Origin of the sequence: Candidatus Burkholderia verschuerenii, assembly GCF_001189365.1 — a bacterium.
GTDB classification, from domain to species: Bacteria; Pseudomonadota; Gammaproteobacteria; order Burkholderiales; family Burkholderiaceae; genus Caballeronia; species Caballeronia verschuerenii.
Genome location: NZ_LFJJ01000011.1, coordinates 25,457 through 41,474 on the forward strand (window position 1 = coordinate 25,457; position 16,018 = coordinate 41,474).

Genomic DNA, 16,018 nt, shown 5'->3' on the forward strand with positions numbered 1-16,018 from the left:
GTGACCGGCGCGGCCCGCGCCATCGGGCGTTTTATGCTGCCGAGGTGGGCGCGGCGAGCGAAAACCGCTATTCTCCTAGCGCGGCACGGATCGGCGGACGAGGCGAGCGCTTCGTCAAGGACCATCCGGTCAGGCAAATTTAAGGCATTTATCGCCGGCAAATCGGGCGTCATGATGTGGCCACATCGTGTCGGATCCCGCAAGGACGCACGAGAGCCGGGCAACCGTTCAACTATGTCCACGAAAAAATCCAGCGCAATGGCGACCGCTACGGAACGAGGCAAGCGTAGTGTCATGCAAGCCAAGGCAGCCGGCTACAGCGAAGCATCCATCAAGGTGCTCAAGGGCCTGGAGCCGGTCAAACAGCGGCCCGGCATGTACACGCGGACCGAGAATCCGCTGCACATCATTCAGGAAGTCATCGACAACGCTTCGGACGAAGCGCTCGGCGGCTATGGCAAACAGATCACCGTCACGCTGCACACCGACAATTCCGTATCCGTCGAAGACGACGGGCGCGGCATTCCGTTCGGCATGCATCCGGAAGAAGGCGTGCCGGTCGTCGAGATCGTCTTCACGCGTCTGCACGCGGGCGGCAAGTTCGATAAAGCCGCGGGCGGCGCATACACGTTCTCGGGCGGCCTGCACGGCGTCGGCGTATCGGTGACGAACGCGCTCGCCACGCGCCTCGAAGTGCAGGTGTGGCGCGACAACAAGTCCGCGCAACTCCTGTTCTCGAATGGCGATGTCGTCGAGACGCTCACCACGCGCGCGCTCGAACGCGGCGAGAAAAAAAACGGCACGCGCGTGCGCGCCTGGCCGAATCCCAAGTACTTCGATTCCGCGAATCTGCCGCTCGGCGAATTGCAGCGTCTGCTGCGCTCGAAGGCCGTGCTGTTGCCGGGCGTCGAAGTGGCGCTGGTGATCGAAAAGACCGGCGAACGTCAGACCTGGAAGTACGAAGACGGTCTGCGCGGCTATTTGCTCGAAGGCATGGGCGGCAGCGATCTGCTGATTCCGCTTTTCGAAGGCGAACGCTTCGCGGAAAGCTCGAAGAATACCGAAGAGACCTTTGCCGAAGGCGAGGGAGGGTCGTGGGTCGTCGCGTGGAGCGAGGAAGGTCCGCTCTTGCGCGAATCCTACGTCAACCTGATTCCGACGCCCGCGGGCGGCACGCACGAATCCGGCCTGCGCGACGGCCTCTTTCAGGCGGTGAAGAACTTCGTCGAGATTCACAATCTGCAGCCGAAGGGCGTCAAGCTGCTCGCGGAAGACGTGTTTGCGCGCGTGTCGTTCGTGCTGTCGGCGAAGGTGCTCGATCCGCAGTTTCAAGGGCAGATCAAGGAACGGCTGAATAGTCGCGACGCCGTGAAGCTCGTGTCGTCGTTCTCGCGTCCGGCGCTAGAGTTGTGGCTGAATCAGCATGTCGAGTACGGCAAGAAGCTCGCGGAACTCGTCATCCGTCAGGCGCAGGCGCGTACGCGTGCCGGCCAGAAGATCGAGAAGAAGAAGAGTTCCGGCGTGGCCGTTTTGCCCGGCAAGCTGACCGATTGCGAATCGACGGATATCGCGCGTAACGAACTTTTCCTCGTCGAAGGCGATTCGGCGGGCGGCTCCGCGAAGATGGGCCGCGACAAGGAATTTCAGGCCATTCTGCCGTTGCGCGGCAAGGTGCTGAACACGTGGGAAACCGAGCGCGATCGTCTGTTCGCGAATAACGAAGTGCATGACATCGCCGTTGCGATCGGCGTCGATCCGCATGGTCCGGACGAGCAGGTCGATCTGTCGAATCTGCGTTACGGCAAGATCTGCATTCTGTCGGATGCGGACGTCGACGGCGCGCATATTCAAGTGCTTTTGCTGACGCTGTTCTTCAAGCATTTCCCGCAACTGATCGAACGCGGCCATGTGTGCGTCGCGCGTCCGCCGCTGTTTCGCGTCGATGCACCCGCGCGCGGCAAGAAGCCCGCGCAGAAGCTCTACGCGCTCGACGAAGGCGAACTCGAAGCGATCCTCGACAAGCTGCGCAAGGACGGCGTGCGCGAAACGGCGTGGAGCATCAGCCGCTTCAAGGGTCTCGGCGAAATGAGCGCCGAGCAGCTCTGGGACACGACCATGAACCCCGACACGCGCCGCCTTCTGCCGGTCGCGCTCGGCGATCTCGGCTTCGATCTGACCGTCTCGCGCATGACCATGCTGATGGGCAAGGGCGAAGCATCGTCGCGCCGTAGCTGGCTCGAAGAGAAGGGCAACGAAGTCGAAGCCGACATTTGAGCGCGCCACGATCGAACGCATCAGGAACAGATAATCGATGGAACCCACAGACGATCTCTTCGCCGAACAGACCGCACCGGACGGCGAACGACTGACACTCGGCGACTACGCCGAACGCGCCTATCTCGACTACGCGGTGAGCGTGGTCAAGGGCCGCGCCTTGCCCGACGTCTGCGACGGCCAGAAGCCCGTGCAACGCCGCATTCTCTACGCAATGAACGAGATGGGCCTGTCCAATAACGCGAAGCCGGTGAAGTCGGCGCGCGTGGTGGGCGATGTGCTCGGCAAGTATCACCCGCACGGCGATTCGTCCGCGTACGAGGCGCTGGTGCGGCTCGCGCAGGATTTTTCGATGCGCTATCCGCTCATCGACGGACAGGGCAATTTCGGCTCGCGCGACGGCGACGGCGCGGCGGCCATGCGTTACACGGAAGCGCGTCTCACGCCGATCGCCCGTCTGCTGCTCGATGAAATCGATCAGGGCACGGTCGATTTCATGCCGAACTACGACGGTTCGTCGGAAGAGCCGAAGCTGTTGCCCGCGCGTTTGCCGTTCTTGCTGCTGAACGGCGCATCGGGTATTGCGGTGGGCATGGCGACGGAAGTGCCGTCGCACAATCTGCGCGAAGTCGCGACCGCGGCGGTCGCGATGATCCGCGATCCGAAGATCGGCCATGCGGGCGTGATGGAAAAGCTCACCGGACCGGATTTCCCGGGCGGCGGGCAAATCATTTCGTCGCCGACGGAAATTTCCACGGCTTACGAGACCGGACGCGGCAGCCTCAAGGTGCGCGCGCGCTGGAAGGTCGAGGAACTCGCGCGCGGCCAGTGGCAGATCGTCATCACGGAATTGCCGCCGGGCGTGTCGAGCCAGAAGGTGCTCGAAGAAATCGAGGAACTGACCAATCCGAAGATCAAGCTCGGCAAGAAGACGCTCACGCCCGAGCAGGCGCAAACCAAGCAGTCGATGCTCGCGCTGCTCGACACCGTGCGCGACGAATCCGGCCGCGATGCGCCCGTGCGTCTGGTGTTCGAGCCGAAGTCGAGCCGTATCGATCAGACCGAGTTCGTGAATTCGCTGCTCGCGCATACGAGTCTCGAATCGAACGCGTCGATCAACCTGGTGATGATCGGCTCGGACGGGCGGCCGCGTCAGAAGGGCATCGTCGAGATACTGCACGAGTGGGTCGGCTTCCGCTTCGCGACGGTCACGCGATGCACGCAGCACAGCCTCGCCAAGGTCAACGACCGCATCCATATTCTCGAAGGGCGGATGATCGTCTTCTTGAATATCGACGAGGTGATTCGGATCATCCGCGAATCGGACGAGCCGAAGCAGGCGTTGATCGCGCGTTTCAAGCTGTCGGACCGGCAGGCGGAAGATATTCTCGAAATCCGGCTGCGCCAGTTGGCGCGCATGGAGGCGATCAAGATCGAGCAGGAGTTGGCCAACTTGCGCGACGAGAAAACCCGTCTCGAGGAACTGCTCAACAGCGACGCCGCGATGAAGCGTCTGCTCATCAAGGAAATCGAGTCCGACGCGAAGCAATACGGCGACGATCGCCGCACGCTGATTCAGCAGGACAAGCGCGCGACGTTCGAGGCGCGTGTCGTCGACGAACCGGTGACGGTGGTCGTGTCGCAACGCGGCTGGGTCCGCGCGCTGAAGGGCCACGGTCTCGATCCGGCGAGCTTCACGTTCAAGCAGGGCGACGGGCTGTATGCCGCGTTCCTCGCGCGCACGCCGGATTCGCTGGTCGCGTGGGGCAGCAAGGGCCGCGTGTATTCGGTGCCGGTGGCGTCGCTGCCGGGCGGGCGCGGCGACGGCGTGCCGGTGACGTCGTTGATCGAACTGGAATCGGGCACGCATCTGCTGCATTACTTCGCGGCGAATGCGGAGCAGCCATTGTTGCTGGCATCGAGCAACGGCTTCGGCTTTACGGCGAAGCTGGGCGATATGGTGAGCCGTCAGAAGGCGGGCAAGGCCTTCATGACCATCGACGAAGACTCAGCGCCGCTCGCGCCGATGCCGGTGATTCCGGGCGCGAACTACATCGCGTGTCTGTCGAGCACGGGGCGTCTGCTCGTATTCGGCATGGACGAGATGAAGACGCTTTCCGGCGGCGGTCGCGGCGTCACGCTGATGGCGCTCGATCCGAAGGAAACGCTGCGTCAGGCGCTCGCCATCGACGCGCGCGGCGTGATGATGATCGGCACGGGACGCGGCGGCAAGATTCGCGACGAGAAGCTGTCCGGCTCGCAGATGCAGTTGCATCTGGGCAAGCGGGCGCGTAAGGGTCGCGCGCCGGATTCGTCGTTGAAGGTGACGGAGTTGCGGCCGGTGTTTGAGGGGTAGGGTTCAGAGTATCGATCTGAACGGCGCGAGCGCTCGGCATGTCTGCACGAGACCTTGTTTGAGCAGGACATCGAGGTATCGGTCGATTTCCATCGGCGGATGTCTGAGTTGCTTGCGCTGTCGTTGCGCGGCCTGAATCACGGTGGCCGGATCGAGATCGAACAGGTCGTCGATAAAGGCATCCGGATGCCGCGCTTCGATGCCGAACGGCGCAAGGCGCAAGCGCGTCGTCGGGAAAGTCCCGCTCGTTGAACGTCACGATGACACTGGCGCCGCAGCGGATCGCGGCGGCGAGCACATGGCGATCGTCCGGATCGGGCAGATTGAGGCCCGCAATCAGGTCTTCGTATCCTTCGACCAGTGCATCCGGTATGGCCGCGTCCATCAAACTCGCGGTGCGCCCGATCTGCTCGCGCGTCAGATCGGCGCGCTTCCTCAACAGATTGCGTTGCCACTCCTCATGAATCCGCGCGGTCCATCGCGCGCGGAATCGTCCCGACAGTCCCAACCACATCAGCAAGTCCCGCAGCGGCGCAGGATAGAGCACGCATGCATCAAAAATGACCGTGAAGCGGGAACTCCTCATTCGTAGTCCATTCCTAGATCTTGTGCCTGCTTCGCCAGCGCCGACATCGCTTCTTCGCTCGACCGTTCGCGTTCCAGCTTGTACTGCATCAGATCCGCGAACCGGATGCGCCGATGCTTGCCCGTCTTGTGGAAGGGCAGCGCATTCGATTCGAGCAGCTTGACCAGATGCGGCCGCGATACGTTGAGCAGATCGGCCGCTTCCTGAGTCGTGAGTTCGGCGTGGACCGGGACGACTTTCACGGCATTGCCATCGGCCAGTTCGGCGAGGATGTCGATCAACAGTCGTAGCGCCGATGTCGGCAATTCGACCTGATGCGCCTGATCGTTGTCGTCGTAGATCTGGATGCGCTGGGTTTCGATGCTGGTCGACAGATAAGTCGCGAGTGCGCGCTGACCGCGCAGCGCGGTCTCGACTTCGCGTTCGGCGGGCAGATTCACTTCGGCGTGCGCGATGGAGGTCATGGTGTTTTGCGCGGGTAAGGCGCTCGGACTTTCGCAAAACGCCAGTTTATTCGAAATAAACGAAAATCGCATTAAACGAAACGGCGCGTGCCGCCTACATAACAAACAACCACATTTACAGAACCCAATGAACAAAGCCATTGAAGCTGCGCTTTTCCTGCACTTGCTCGGCGTGGCCGTCTGGATCGGCGGCATGGTCTTCGCGCACTTCTGCCTGCGCCCCGCGCTCGGCGATCTCACGCCGCAACTGCGTCTGCCACTGTGGGAAGCCGTGTTTTCGCGTTTCTTCAATTGGGTCGCCGGCGCGGTGCTCGTCATTCTGATCACCGGCGGCTTTCTGTTGATGCAGTTCGGCGGCGGTCATGCCGTGTGGTCGTTGCACGCGATGGCGGGCCTGGGCATCGTGATGATGCTGATCTTCGGGCATATTCGCTTCGGCGTGTTTCCGCGTATCCGCCGCGCGGTGCAGGCGCAGAACTGGCCCGATGGCGCGCGCGCCGTCGCGACCGTCAGGCGGCTCGTGGTGATCAATCTCGTGCTGGGCGTGGTGACGATCGGCACGGCGGTGTTGTCGCGCGGGCTCTGAAGCCGATTCCAGTCGCCCGCGCTAACGTCCGCCGCGTTCGTCGCTCAACGCGGTGTTCGACGACGGCTCCGTGCGCGAGCGGGGCGCGGCGCCGCGCGGCCATCCGCAGACGCCGAAGCGATCCAGCAGCGCCTGCACGCCATCGACCGGAACGGGTCGCGAGAACAGGAAGCCTTGCGCTTCGACCGGCCCGAGCGAGGCCAGCCAGCCGATCTGTTCCTCGCGCTCGGTGCCTTCCACGACCACGGTCAGCCCGAGCGAACGCGCCAGATTGATGATGGCCGATACCATCACGCAGACGCTGCGGTCTTCGGGAATCGCCTGAATGAAGGAGCGGTCGACCTTGAGCGTATCGACCGAAAAGCGGTTCAGATACGACAACGACGAATAGCCCGTGCCGAAATCGTCGAGCGCGATACGCACGCCCAGCCGCTTGAGCGCGACGATTTTCTCCTGCACGAGTTCGGGATATTCGACCATCACGGTTTCGGTGATTTCGAGTTCGAGCTTGCCCGGCGGAATGCCGGTCGCGGCGATCGCGCGCGCCACGGTCTCCAGCAGATCGCCGCGCCAGAATTGCACCGCCGAAATGTTCACCGCCAGCGACAAGCCCGTGTAACCGTCGCGCTGCCATTGCGCGAGTTGTTTGCACGCCGTATGAATCACGAAGTCGCCGACCGTGACGATCAGCCCCGTCGATTCTGCCACCGGAATAAATTCGTTGGCGGGAATCAGCCCGTGCTGCGGATGGTTCCATCGCACCAGCGCCTCGAAGCCGGTGATGCAGCGCCGCGTCAGATCGATCTTCGGCTGATAGACGAGGAACAGTTGCTCCTCGGTCAGCGCAACACGCAGTTGCTGCTCCCACTTCATCAGATGATCCGCGCGATGCGACAGCTGCGGCGAATAGAACTGATAGCAGTTGCGGCCCGCGTCCTTGGCGCTGTACATCGCCAGATCGGCTTTTTTCAGCAGATCGATTTCGCTTTCGTTCGACACCGAATACAACGCAATGCCGATGCTCGCATGCAGCACGAAGGCGCTGCCGCGCACATCGAAGGGCGTGGCGAACATGGTGGCGATGTCGTTGGCCAGCGTTACCGCACGCTGCTCGACATCGTCGCCTTTCACGACCACGACGAACTCGTCGCCGCCGATACGCGACAGCGTGCCGCTATGCCCGACCGTTTCCGCGAGACGCGATGCGGTCATCTGCAGCACGATATCGCCCGCATTGTGGCCGAGCGTATCGTTGACCGTCTTGAAGTTGTCGAGGTCGATGAACAGCAGCGCCAGCCGCCCGATATTCTCCGTCTGCGCCACGTCCAGCCGCAGCGCGCGCAAGGTTGAATAGCGATTGCGCAGGCCGGTGAGCAGATCGTATTCGACCAGATGCGTCATCTCGCGCTCGCGTTCGAGCAGCTTGCCGATCAGACCCGTCGCCACCGCGAAGAAGCCGAGCATCGCCATCGAAATGAAGCTCGCCATCAGCAGATAGACGCTGCGCGTGTGGTTGTAGTCGACCATCTCCTCGCGCTCGGAGAGTCCGACCAGCACGCCGAGCGGATAACCGTCGATATGCCGGTACGACACGATGCGCTTCACGTGATCGATCGGATCGACATAGATGCCCGACGCATGCTCGGACGTCGGATAGATGCCGCTCGCGCTGAACGCGCCGTGCGTGTGATCGTGCGGATCGGAGGCCGCGTTGCGCGCCGCGCCGCCCTTGCTCACCGCCGACGCGGGCGGATGGTCGTTGGTGCCGTCGCCGGTGCTGCGCGCGAGCACCGTGCCGTTGTCCGCCACGACCGCGATCACGCCTTCGTGGCCGATCGTCGCGACGTTGTAGAAATCGTTGGTGAAATAGGCGGGGTCTTCGGACACCACGACCACGCCCGCGAACGTGCCGTCGGGATGATTGAGCCGCCGCGTGATCTGCAAGGTCCAGATGCCCGAGACGCGTCCGCGCACCGGGCGGCTGATGTAGAGCAGATCGTCGTTGGCGTGGACGTGCACCTTGAAGTGCTCGCGATCCGACAGATCGATGGGTTTCGGATGCGGGTCCGATGTGGTCGCGATCAGCGTGCCGTGTTCGTCGATCAGCGAGACCTGCACGAGCGTGTCGCTCTGCACGACGCCCTTTTCGACCGTCGAAATCAGATCGAAGTCGCCGGGCGATTTCTCATACTCGAACTTGACGAAGCGCGTGATCTGATCGACCTGATGAATCGCCTTGATCGTGTGCTGTTCGAGCGCGGACGAAAGAATCGCGGCGGACGCCATCGAATCGTGGATGGTCGAATCGCGTTCGACCGACAGCCGCGCGAAGATCACGGCCCACAGCAACGCCAGCACAACGGTGCCGAGCACGGGAATGGCGAGCAGCGCGCGCCGCCGCCGCACCGACGGCGCGGTGTGCAGGGTGTCGCTCGCGTGGGCGGCGCGCGCGCGTTTCATGCGATGCCCGGCGCGCCGCGACCGAGTCGCGCCACAAAGTGGGCGCATGGCGCGGCGGCGAACTGCGCGAAGGAGCGGTGGCAATGCATGTCCTGAGGCTTTCGGCCGAAACGAATCACTATGAAGTGCGCGGCACGCGATGGCGGTGCGGCAGGAAACGCGCCGCGCACGAAGCAGGCGATGACCGTCGATACGCGGGTCACGCTTCGTTGCGAGAATACGTTTGCGTTGTGTTTGCTTTGTGTTTGCATGATGGCGCAAGCGCTTCGTAGGCAAGGAAGCGCCGCGCTGTCATCTCGACCCGTTGATTGCTCTATTGGTCAGATAGTACTGAAGCCCGCCTGATTAAGAAAGGGTGGAGGCTCGGGGTATACGCAATTTTCCCAAGCCCGATAAATTCAGACAGGTCATTGTTTCACAAGCGAAAAGTTCCGTCGATGACCGTCACCGCATGACCGCCTATTTAGATGGCAGGCTTATCGGCTGCGTCGTCGTAGACGACCTTCACGCGGCCGTCGCGATCGAGCGCGGTGCCTTGCCGGACGGTGTAGGTATCGCCCGGACGGTTGTGTTGTTGCGTTGTTGCGTGAGCAGTGTGGCAAGCGCGGCGTTCGCGCTGCCCGTCACGGGGTCTTCGAGGTTTTCGTCGCCGAGCAGCATCGCGCGCAATTCGAAGGTTGCGGGACCGTCTTCGTCATGCGGACCGTACACGACGATGCCATGCGTATGCACTTCAGTCGTCAGCCGCGTAAGCGCCTCGCCACGCAGCACGAAGTCGAGACATTCGCGCGCATCGTTCAGACGGACGATCAGCCACGGCACGCCGTTGTCCACCATGCAAGGCGGCGAACTGAAATCGATTACCGTCGGCGCGAGCGCTGCCTTCAACCGTTCGCGCTGGTTTTCATCGAGCGCGGCGATGCGCGCGGGCGGCGCGGCAAACGCCCATGCTCCGTCGTCCTGTTCTTCGAGCGTGACCAGACCGACGCCGCATTCCTGCACGAGCCGGCCTTTAGTCTTCAGCGTGTAGCCGGCATCGATCAGCGCGTGCGCGGAGCCGAGCGTCGGATGTCCCGCGAAGGGCAGTTCGACGGCCGTCGTGAAGATGCGCACGCGATAGTCCGCGCGCTGATCGGTCGGCGGAAACAGAAACGCCGTTTCGGAAAGATTGGTCCATCGCGCGATTTGCTGCATGCGTTCGGTGGTGAGACCTTCGGCATCGAAGATCACCGCGAGCGGATTGCCCTTGAACGGCACGGACGTAAAAACATCGACTTGTTTAAATTGCACAACGCGTTGCACGGTTCGGGATGACATGGCGTTTCCACTGTCGATGCGAAAATCGTAGTGACAAAAAAGCCCGACGCTTGATGGCGTCGGGCCGGCTTCAAGCAAAAGATGAAACGTCGTTTCAGTCGACTTCGGCGATCAGTTCGATCTCGACGCACGCGCCAAGCGGAATCTGCGCGACGCCGAAAGCCGAGCGCGCATGCTTGCCGGCATCGCCGAACACGGCCGCGATCAGTTCCGACGCGCCGTTGGTGACGATGTGCTGCTCGGTGAAATCGAAGGTCGAGTTGACGAGGCTCATCAGCTTGACGACGCGCTTCACGCGGTTCAGATCGCCGACGTGCGCGTGCAGCGTCGCGATCAGATCGATGGCGACATTGCGCGCGGCGGCCTGGCCTTCCTCGGTCGAGAGCGTGTCGCCGAGCTTGCCGACGTACGGCTTGCCGTCCTTCTTCGCGATATGTCCGGACAGATACACCGTGTTGCTGCTCTGCGCGCTCATGACATAAGCGGCGGCGGGCGCGCTCGCGGCGGGCAGTTCGATGCCGAGTTCCTTCAGCTTGTCGTACACGTTCGATGCCATCGTTGCTCCTGAGAATGAGGTGGAAGGGCGCTCGCGCGCCCAATGATCAGAGGCTTGCGCGGATCAGCGCGCCGAGCTTGGCCATGCCTTCGTCGATGGTCGCGGGCGGCACCGTGACGAAGGACAGACGCATCGTATTGTGCTCGGCTTCGTTCGCGAAGAACGGACCGCCCGGCACGAAGGCCACGTTCTGCTCGATCGAGCGTTCCAGCAGTTTCATCGAATCGATATGCTTCGGCAGCCTGACCCACACGAACATGCCGCCTTCCGGACGGTTCCATTCGACGCCGGCGGGCATGTGGCGTTGCAATGCATCGAGCATGGCTTCGCATTGGTCACGATACAGCGCGCGGATTTTAGGCACGTGACCGTCGAGGAAACCGTCCTTCACCACTTCGTAGACGATGCGCTGCGTGAGGCTCGGCGTATGCAGGTCGGTCGCCTGCTTGGCCTGCACGAGTTTGAAGTGCAATTCCTCGGGCGCGATGATGTAACCCACGCGCAGACCCGGCGCAAGCACTTTCGAGAACGAACCGAGATGGACGATGTGATCCGGCGCCATCGAAAGCATCGTGGACAGCGGCGCGCCGGCGTAATCGAGCGCGCCGTAGGGATCGTCTTCGATGATCGGGAACGCGGCGGTCTGCGCCAGCGTGGCGAGCGCGCGGCGGCGTTCCAGCGGCAGGCGTCGGCCGGTCGGGTTCTGGAAATTCGGCTGCGCGTAGAGCAGACGCGCGTCGGCGGTCAGCGTGGCGTCGAGCGCTTCGGGAATCAGGCCGTGTTCGTCGGTCGGCACTTGCACGTAATGCGGCTCGAACAGCGAGAAGGATTGCAGCGCGCCGAGATAGGTCGGCGTTTCTACCAGCACGCGGCTGTTCGGATCGACCAGCGTCTTGCCGAGCAGATCGAGCGCCTGCTGCGAGCCGGTCGTGATCAGCACCTGCGTCGGACGAATCTGCGCGCCGCCCATCGAATAGCGCGCGGCGACCCATTCGCGCAGCGGCATGAAGCCTTCGGTCGCGCTGTACTGGAGCGCAGCCGACGGCTGATCGCGCAGGATGCGCTCCGATGCATGCCGCATTTCCTCGACGGGGAAAGTCGCCGGCGAGGGCAGTCCGCCCGCGAAGGAAATGACTTCCGGCCGCTCCGTAACTTTGAGGATTTCCCGAATCGCCGAGCTGGTGAGCTTGCGGGCGCGTTCGGAGAGTTGCCACGGCGTGGCGCGGAGATCGGCTTGATTCATGTGATGCCTCGGTCGCTTTGAAGTGTCGGAAGTGCGGTTGCTTGGGTGGTGCTGCTGTCTTTCGATGCTGCGGAAAGGCTCGATTATCGCGCGTGTGGGCTCAGCGTGCGCTGTTTGGCTGTGCCGCGAGTGCCGAAGCGGCGGGCGCGGGACGCACGGCGGCCTTTCTTCCGGCGATCACGGTGACGATCACCGCTGCCGCATAAATCCACGTCGATGCGGAAACATGCTCGCCGAAGAACAGCGCGGAAAAGGCCATCGTGAAGAAAATTTGCAAAAGCTGAACCTGTCCGACGCGCGCGATGCCGCCTATCGCGAGACCCGCGTACCACGCGAAAAAGCCGATGAACTGCGAGAACAGCGTGACGTAACCGAACGCGAGCCAGGTGCGCAATTGCAGCGGTTCGGGATGCGCCGCGTGATGCGCCCACGCCAGCCAGCCGACCGGCAGCAGCAGAAACGGCGCGGACACCACGAGCGCCCAGCAGATCACCTGCTAGCCGCCGATCTGCCGCGCCAGCCGCGCGCCTTCCGCGTAGCCGAGCGCGCCGATGCCGACCGCCACGAGCATCAGCAGATCGCCCGCCTGCAGGCCGCCGCCCGTTTGCAGCGCGAACGCGACGACGATCACGCTGCCCGCGATCGCGCTCGCCCAGAACGCCTTCGACGGCCGTTCGTGCGACAGCCACGCCGCGTAGATCGCGACGCACAGCGGTTGCAGCCCGTTGACCACCGCGCCATGCGAGGCGGGCACGGTTTTCATCGCCCAGGCGGAAAACACCGGAAACGCGATGATCACGCCAAGCGACACCACGGCGAGGCTCTTGACTTGCGGCCAGGTCGGCAGCTTTTCGCGTCGCCAGAGCAGCAGCGCGGCGGCGGGAATCGCTGCGACGAGCGCGCGCCCGAGGCCGTTCAGCAGCGGATGCACTTCCTGCACGACGATGCGCGTCATCGGCAGCGTCAGACTGAAAATGACGACGCCGATCAGGCCGAGCAGCATGCCTTCGGTTTCGCGGGTTCTCATCGTGCGATGTCTCCTTGCTTTGTGCGGCCGACGCGGTTGCGTCAGCTTTCGGTGTTCGTCGGTGATGCGTGATCTTTGTTGCGCCGAGGCTTCGCTACTGTTTGTTGCGCGGATTCGACCCATTCCGCCGCCTCGCCGAGCGTGACGATGCCGCGATCCGGCAATTCGAACTCCGCGACCAGCGCCGGCGCGCCAGCCGTCGTCTCGACGCGCATCAGATGCGATGCGCCCAGCCACGCGAGCTGATCGGCGATAGCGCCCGCGTCCGGATGAAAGCCCGTCAGTGAGCGCAGCGCGATACCCGATGGCAGCAGCGTATCGCCCGGAAGGCGCGCGGTGTCCCACTGAATCAGCGACGGCGCGACGCCATCGCCCGCGCCTTGCCAGGCGGGAAACGCGCCGTCGTCGGGAACGGTCAGGTTCCACGTATGCCGCCACGCGACATCGGCACGACCGGCGCAATGCGCGCCGGATACTGCTCGCGCCAGCGCGCAAGCGACTTCGGCCGATCCACCCGCGCGACCCAGTGGACGAGTTGCGGGCCATCGGCGTCGAGGCGGCGCTGCATCGCCGGATCGTCGAGGGCGAACAGGCGCGCACGCGGCGCATCGACGCGCGCGGCCGCCGGATCGATCGCGATGATTTCCAGATACGCGCCGCCCGACAGGCTCAGCAGGCGGTTGTGCGTGCGCATCGACGGATGCGCGCCGCCCGCCGCCGAACCGACCGTGAATTCGACCCCGAATTTCGTCGCGATAAAGCGCGCGCCTTCTTCCAGCGTGGCGGCGGCGATCACCAGATGATCGAGTTTCAGCGAGGGAGCGTTCATGGCGATGCGTTGAGTAATCACGGGCCGCTAGCATAACCGCTGGCCGCCGGTCCGAAAGGAGAATGTATCCCCTATCACCATGACAGTAACGGTACAATCGGGCCAATACTATTCGGTACAGTTCCACCGTTTCGACCGAACACCGGAGGCTCGCCATGTCCGTTCCGCTCGATCAGATTCCCGCCCCGCACGACGCCGCGCAACTGACGCTGGTCGATCAGCTGGTGCAATGGGGCAGGCGTCGCATCGACGAACGCGTGTTTCGGCCCGGCATGCGCATGCCGTCGATCCGCAAACTCGCGCTGGACAAGGGCGTGTCGCGCTTCACCGTCGTCGAGGCTTACGAGCGGCTGGTCGCGCACGGTTATCTCGATTCGCGACGCGGTTCCGGTTTCTACGTGCGCGAGCGGACCACGCTGACGCTGGTCGCCAACGGCGCGCCGCCTGCGGTGGCGGTGGAGCGCGAGCCGGTCGAAAGCGCCATCGACGTGGTCTGGCTGCTGCGCAACATGCTGCATACGACGAGTCCGGAGAAAGGCCCCGGCTTGGGCTATCTGCCCGGCCGCTGGCTGGACGACGAACTGATTACCAACGCGCTGCGCTGATGAGCCGTCTGTCCGGCGCGCAAATGCTCGGCTTCGGCACACCGCAGGGTTTTCTGCCGCTGCGTCAGCAATTGCAGACGCGCCTCGCGGAACTGGAGATCGGCGCGACCGCGCAGCAGATCGTGCTGACTTCGGGCATCACGCAGGCGATCGACCTGATCGCGCGCCTCTACGTCAAACCGGGCGATGCCGTGATCACCGGCGATCCCGCGTGGTTCCAGATGTTCGGGCGCTTCGCGTCGCAGGGCGCGCGGCTGATCGGCATGCCGTACACGCCCGGACGGCCCCGATCTCGATGCGCTCGAAACGCTGGTCGCGACCTGGCGGCCGAAGATGCTCATCATCAATTCGGTGCTGCAGAATCCGACCGGCACGTCGCTGACGGCGGCGCAGGCGTATCGCATCCTGCAACTGGCGCAGCAGTACGACTTTATCGTCGTGGAAGACGATGTGTACGGCGATCTGTGCCCGACCAATTTTCAGGCGACGCGGCTCGCCTCGCTCGATCAACTCAAGCGCGTGATTTTCCTCGGCAGCTTTTCGAAGACGCTGGCGGCGAACCTGCGCGTGGGTTTTATCGCGGCGTCGCCCGATGTGGCCAAGGCGATCGCCGATCAGAAGATGCTGGTCGGCATGACGAGCCCCGAACTCAACGAACGCGTCGTCTATAAAGTGCTGACGGAAGGGCATTACCGTCGACACGTCGAACGGCTGCGCGCACGGCTCGACGGCGTGCGCGACAAGACCGCGCGGATGCTGGAGAAGACCGGCCTCAAGCTGTTTATTCCGCCGTCGGCGGGCATGTTCCTGTGGGCGGACGCGGGCGTCGATTCCGATGGTCTCGCGGCTGCCGGCCACGAAGCGGGCTTTCTGTTGACGCCCGGCAGCCTGTTTTCGCCGCATCAGTCGCCGACGACGTGGATGCGCTTCAACGTCGCCAATTGCGGCGATCCGGCGCTGCCCGCGATGCTGGCCGGGCATCTGGATCGCGCGGCGCGGCGTTCAGCTTGGGCGCAAGCGGCGCGGCAAGTGCGATCGCGCGGACGGCGCGGCGATGAAATCGGCGAGTACGGTTTCGTAGAGCGCGAGCGCGTCCGGTTCGTCGCGGTAACGGCGTTCGTAGATCCGGCTTTGGCCATCGCAGAATTTGAGCGCGAAGTAATCCGCCAGCAGATTGCCTTGCGCTTCCATGTTGAAATCGGCCAGACGGCTGCCGGGACGCAGCATGTAGCCGTAATCCAACCCGATGCGGATCGCGCCGCGCAGCCGCACCGGATAGCCGAGCTGGAACTGCCAGACATGCGTCATTTCGTGGATGAACCACATCCGATTGACGATGTCGCAGCGGGAGAAATCGTCGCGAAAGCAGGCGCGTGGAAAATAGAGGCTGCCGTTCGGCGCCATCGCGATATGGCGCGGCTGCAGGCCGAACGGCAGATAGCCGCGCGGATGCACGCGCACGGTCGAGTAATCGATCGCATCGCCGAATACGAGCCGCGCGAGCGACGTTTCTCCCGATGTCAGCGGGCGGGCCGGATGTTTCGTACGAAAGAGCATGACGTCGAATCGTCTTTCCAAAAAGCGCATGCTAATGGATCGGCGACGGAACATGCGCCCCTTGAAAGCACCGAAACTGCCCATACATCGCACGAATTGGCCGGGACGGGCCAGCACGTATTTCACATTCCGCATCAACGCAATCGAAGAGAGGACCC

The 16,018-nt window shown here is 63.3% G+C and carries 7 protein-coding genes and 5 pseudogenes; 4 read left to right on the top strand and 8 right to left on the bottom strand.

Annotated features, from left to right (window positions below; genetic code table 11):
- Nucleotides 1–294 precede the first annotated feature (294 nt).
- The gene (locus BVER_RS04325) at nucleotides 295–2,274 is read left to right on the top strand and encodes a DNA topoisomerase IV subunit B (protein WP_050452234.1); all 1,980 of its coding nucleotides are present in this window, start codon (nucleotides 295–297) and stop codon (nucleotides 2,272–2,274) included.
- A gap of 37 nt (nucleotides 2,275–2,311) precedes the next feature.
- Nucleotides 2,312–4,630, top strand: a complete 2,319-nt coding sequence (parC, locus tag BVER_RS04330; RefSeq protein WP_050452235.1) for a DNA topoisomerase IV subunit A — start codon at nucleotides 2,312–2,314, stop codon at nucleotides 4,628–4,630.
- 3 nt (nucleotides 4,631–4,633) lie between these two features.
- Here the strand turns inward: parC and BVER_RS04335 are convergent.
- Both BVER_RS04335 and BVER_RS04340 read right to left on the bottom strand, forming a co-directional pair.
- Nucleotides 4,634–5,216: pseudogene (locus BVER_RS04335) on the bottom strand (PIN domain-containing protein).
- Nucleotides 5,213–5,680 carry a helix-turn-helix domain-containing protein gene (locus BVER_RS04340; RefSeq protein WP_050452259.1) on the bottom strand — a complete coding sequence of 156 codons (468 nt, stop codon included), beginning with the start codon at nucleotides 5,678–5,680 and terminating at the stop codon, nucleotides 5,213–5,215. Before BVER_RS04340 ends, BVER_RS04335 begins: the two are co-directional and overlap by 4 nt.
- 127 nt (nucleotides 5,681–5,807) lie before the next feature.
- On the opposite strand from BVER_RS04340, the gene BVER_RS04345 reads away from it, so the two are divergent.
- Nucleotides 5,808–6,266: a CopD family protein gene (locus tag BVER_RS04345; protein WP_050452236.1), complete on the top strand. Its 459-nt coding sequence runs from the start codon at nucleotides 5,808–5,810 to the stop codon at nucleotides 6,264–6,266.
- A gap of 21 nt (nucleotides 6,267–6,287) precedes the next feature.
- Here BVER_RS04345 and BVER_RS04350 read toward each other — a convergent pair whose 3' ends face one another.
- The 6 genes and pseudogenes from BVER_RS04350 to BVER_RS04380 all read right to left on the bottom strand — a co-directional run bounded on the left by BVER_RS04350 (nucleotide 6,288) and on the right by BVER_RS04380 (nucleotide 13,698).
- On the bottom strand, nucleotides 6,288–8,726 hold the full coding sequence (locus BVER_RS04350) for a bifunctional diguanylate cyclase/phosphodiesterase (protein ID WP_050452237.1): 2,439 nt from the start codon (nucleotides 8,724–8,726) through the stop codon (nucleotides 6,288–6,290).
- A gap of 463 nt (nucleotides 8,727–9,189) precedes the next feature.
- Nucleotides 9,190–10,043: pseudogene (locus BVER_RS04360) on the bottom strand (PhzF family phenazine biosynthesis protein).
- A gap of 94 nt (nucleotides 10,044–10,137) precedes the next feature.
- Nucleotides 10,138–10,599, bottom strand: coding sequence for a RidA family protein (locus BVER_RS04365; RefSeq protein WP_050452239.1), 462 nt, complete (start codon nucleotides 10,597–10,599; stop codon nucleotides 10,138–10,140).
- A 46-nt stretch (nucleotides 10,600–10,645) separates the two neighbouring features.
- A complete protein-coding gene (locus BVER_RS04370) occupies nucleotides 10,646–11,842 on the bottom strand; it encodes an aminotransferase-like domain-containing protein (protein ID WP_050452240.1) in 1,197 nt (398 codons plus the stop codon).
- A 100-nt stretch (nucleotides 11,843–11,942) separates the two neighbouring features.
- Nucleotides 11,943–12,869 (bottom strand): annotated as a pseudogene (locus BVER_RS04375) (DMT family transporter).
- A 41-nt stretch (nucleotides 12,870–12,910) separates the two neighbouring features.
- A pseudogene (locus BVER_RS04380) lies at nucleotides 12,911–13,698 on the bottom strand (VOC family protein).
- A gap of 155 nt (nucleotides 13,699–13,853) precedes the next feature.
- On the opposite strand from BVER_RS04380, the pseudogene BVER_RS04385 reads away from it, so the two are divergent.
- Nucleotides 13,854–15,311: pseudogene (locus tag BVER_RS04385) on the top strand (aminotransferase-like domain-containing protein); the annotation flags it as partial.
- Between the last annotated feature and the right edge of the window lie 707 nt (nucleotides 15,312–16,018).

Excerpts from the sequence above, each read along its gene's own strand:
- BVER_RS04325 (WP_050452234.1), top strand. The coding sequence starts at position 295 with ATGCAAGCCAAGGCAGCCGGCTACAGCGAAGCATCCATCAAGGTGCTC.
- parC (WP_050452235.1), top strand. The coding sequence starts at position 2,312 with ATGGAACCCACAGACGATCTCTTCGCCGAACAGACCGCACCGGACGGC.
- BVER_RS04340 (WP_050452259.1), bottom strand. The coding sequence starts at position 5,680 with ATGACCTCCATCGCGCACGCCGAAGTGAATCTGCCCGCCGAACGCGAA.
- BVER_RS04345 (WP_050452236.1), top strand. The coding sequence starts at position 5,808 with ATGAACAAAGCCATTGAAGCTGCGCTTTTCCTGCACTTGCTCGGCGTG.
- BVER_RS04350 (WP_050452237.1), bottom strand. The coding sequence starts at position 8,726 with ATGAAACGCGCGCGCGCCGCCCACGCGAGCGACACCCTGCACACCGCG.
- BVER_RS04365 (WP_050452239.1), bottom strand. The coding sequence starts at position 10,599 with ATGGCATCGAACGTGTACGACAAGCTGAAGGAACTCGGCATCGAACTG.
- BVER_RS04370 (WP_050452240.1), bottom strand. The coding sequence starts at position 11,842 with ATGAATCAAGCCGATCTCCGCGCCACGCCGTGGCAACTCTCCGAACGC.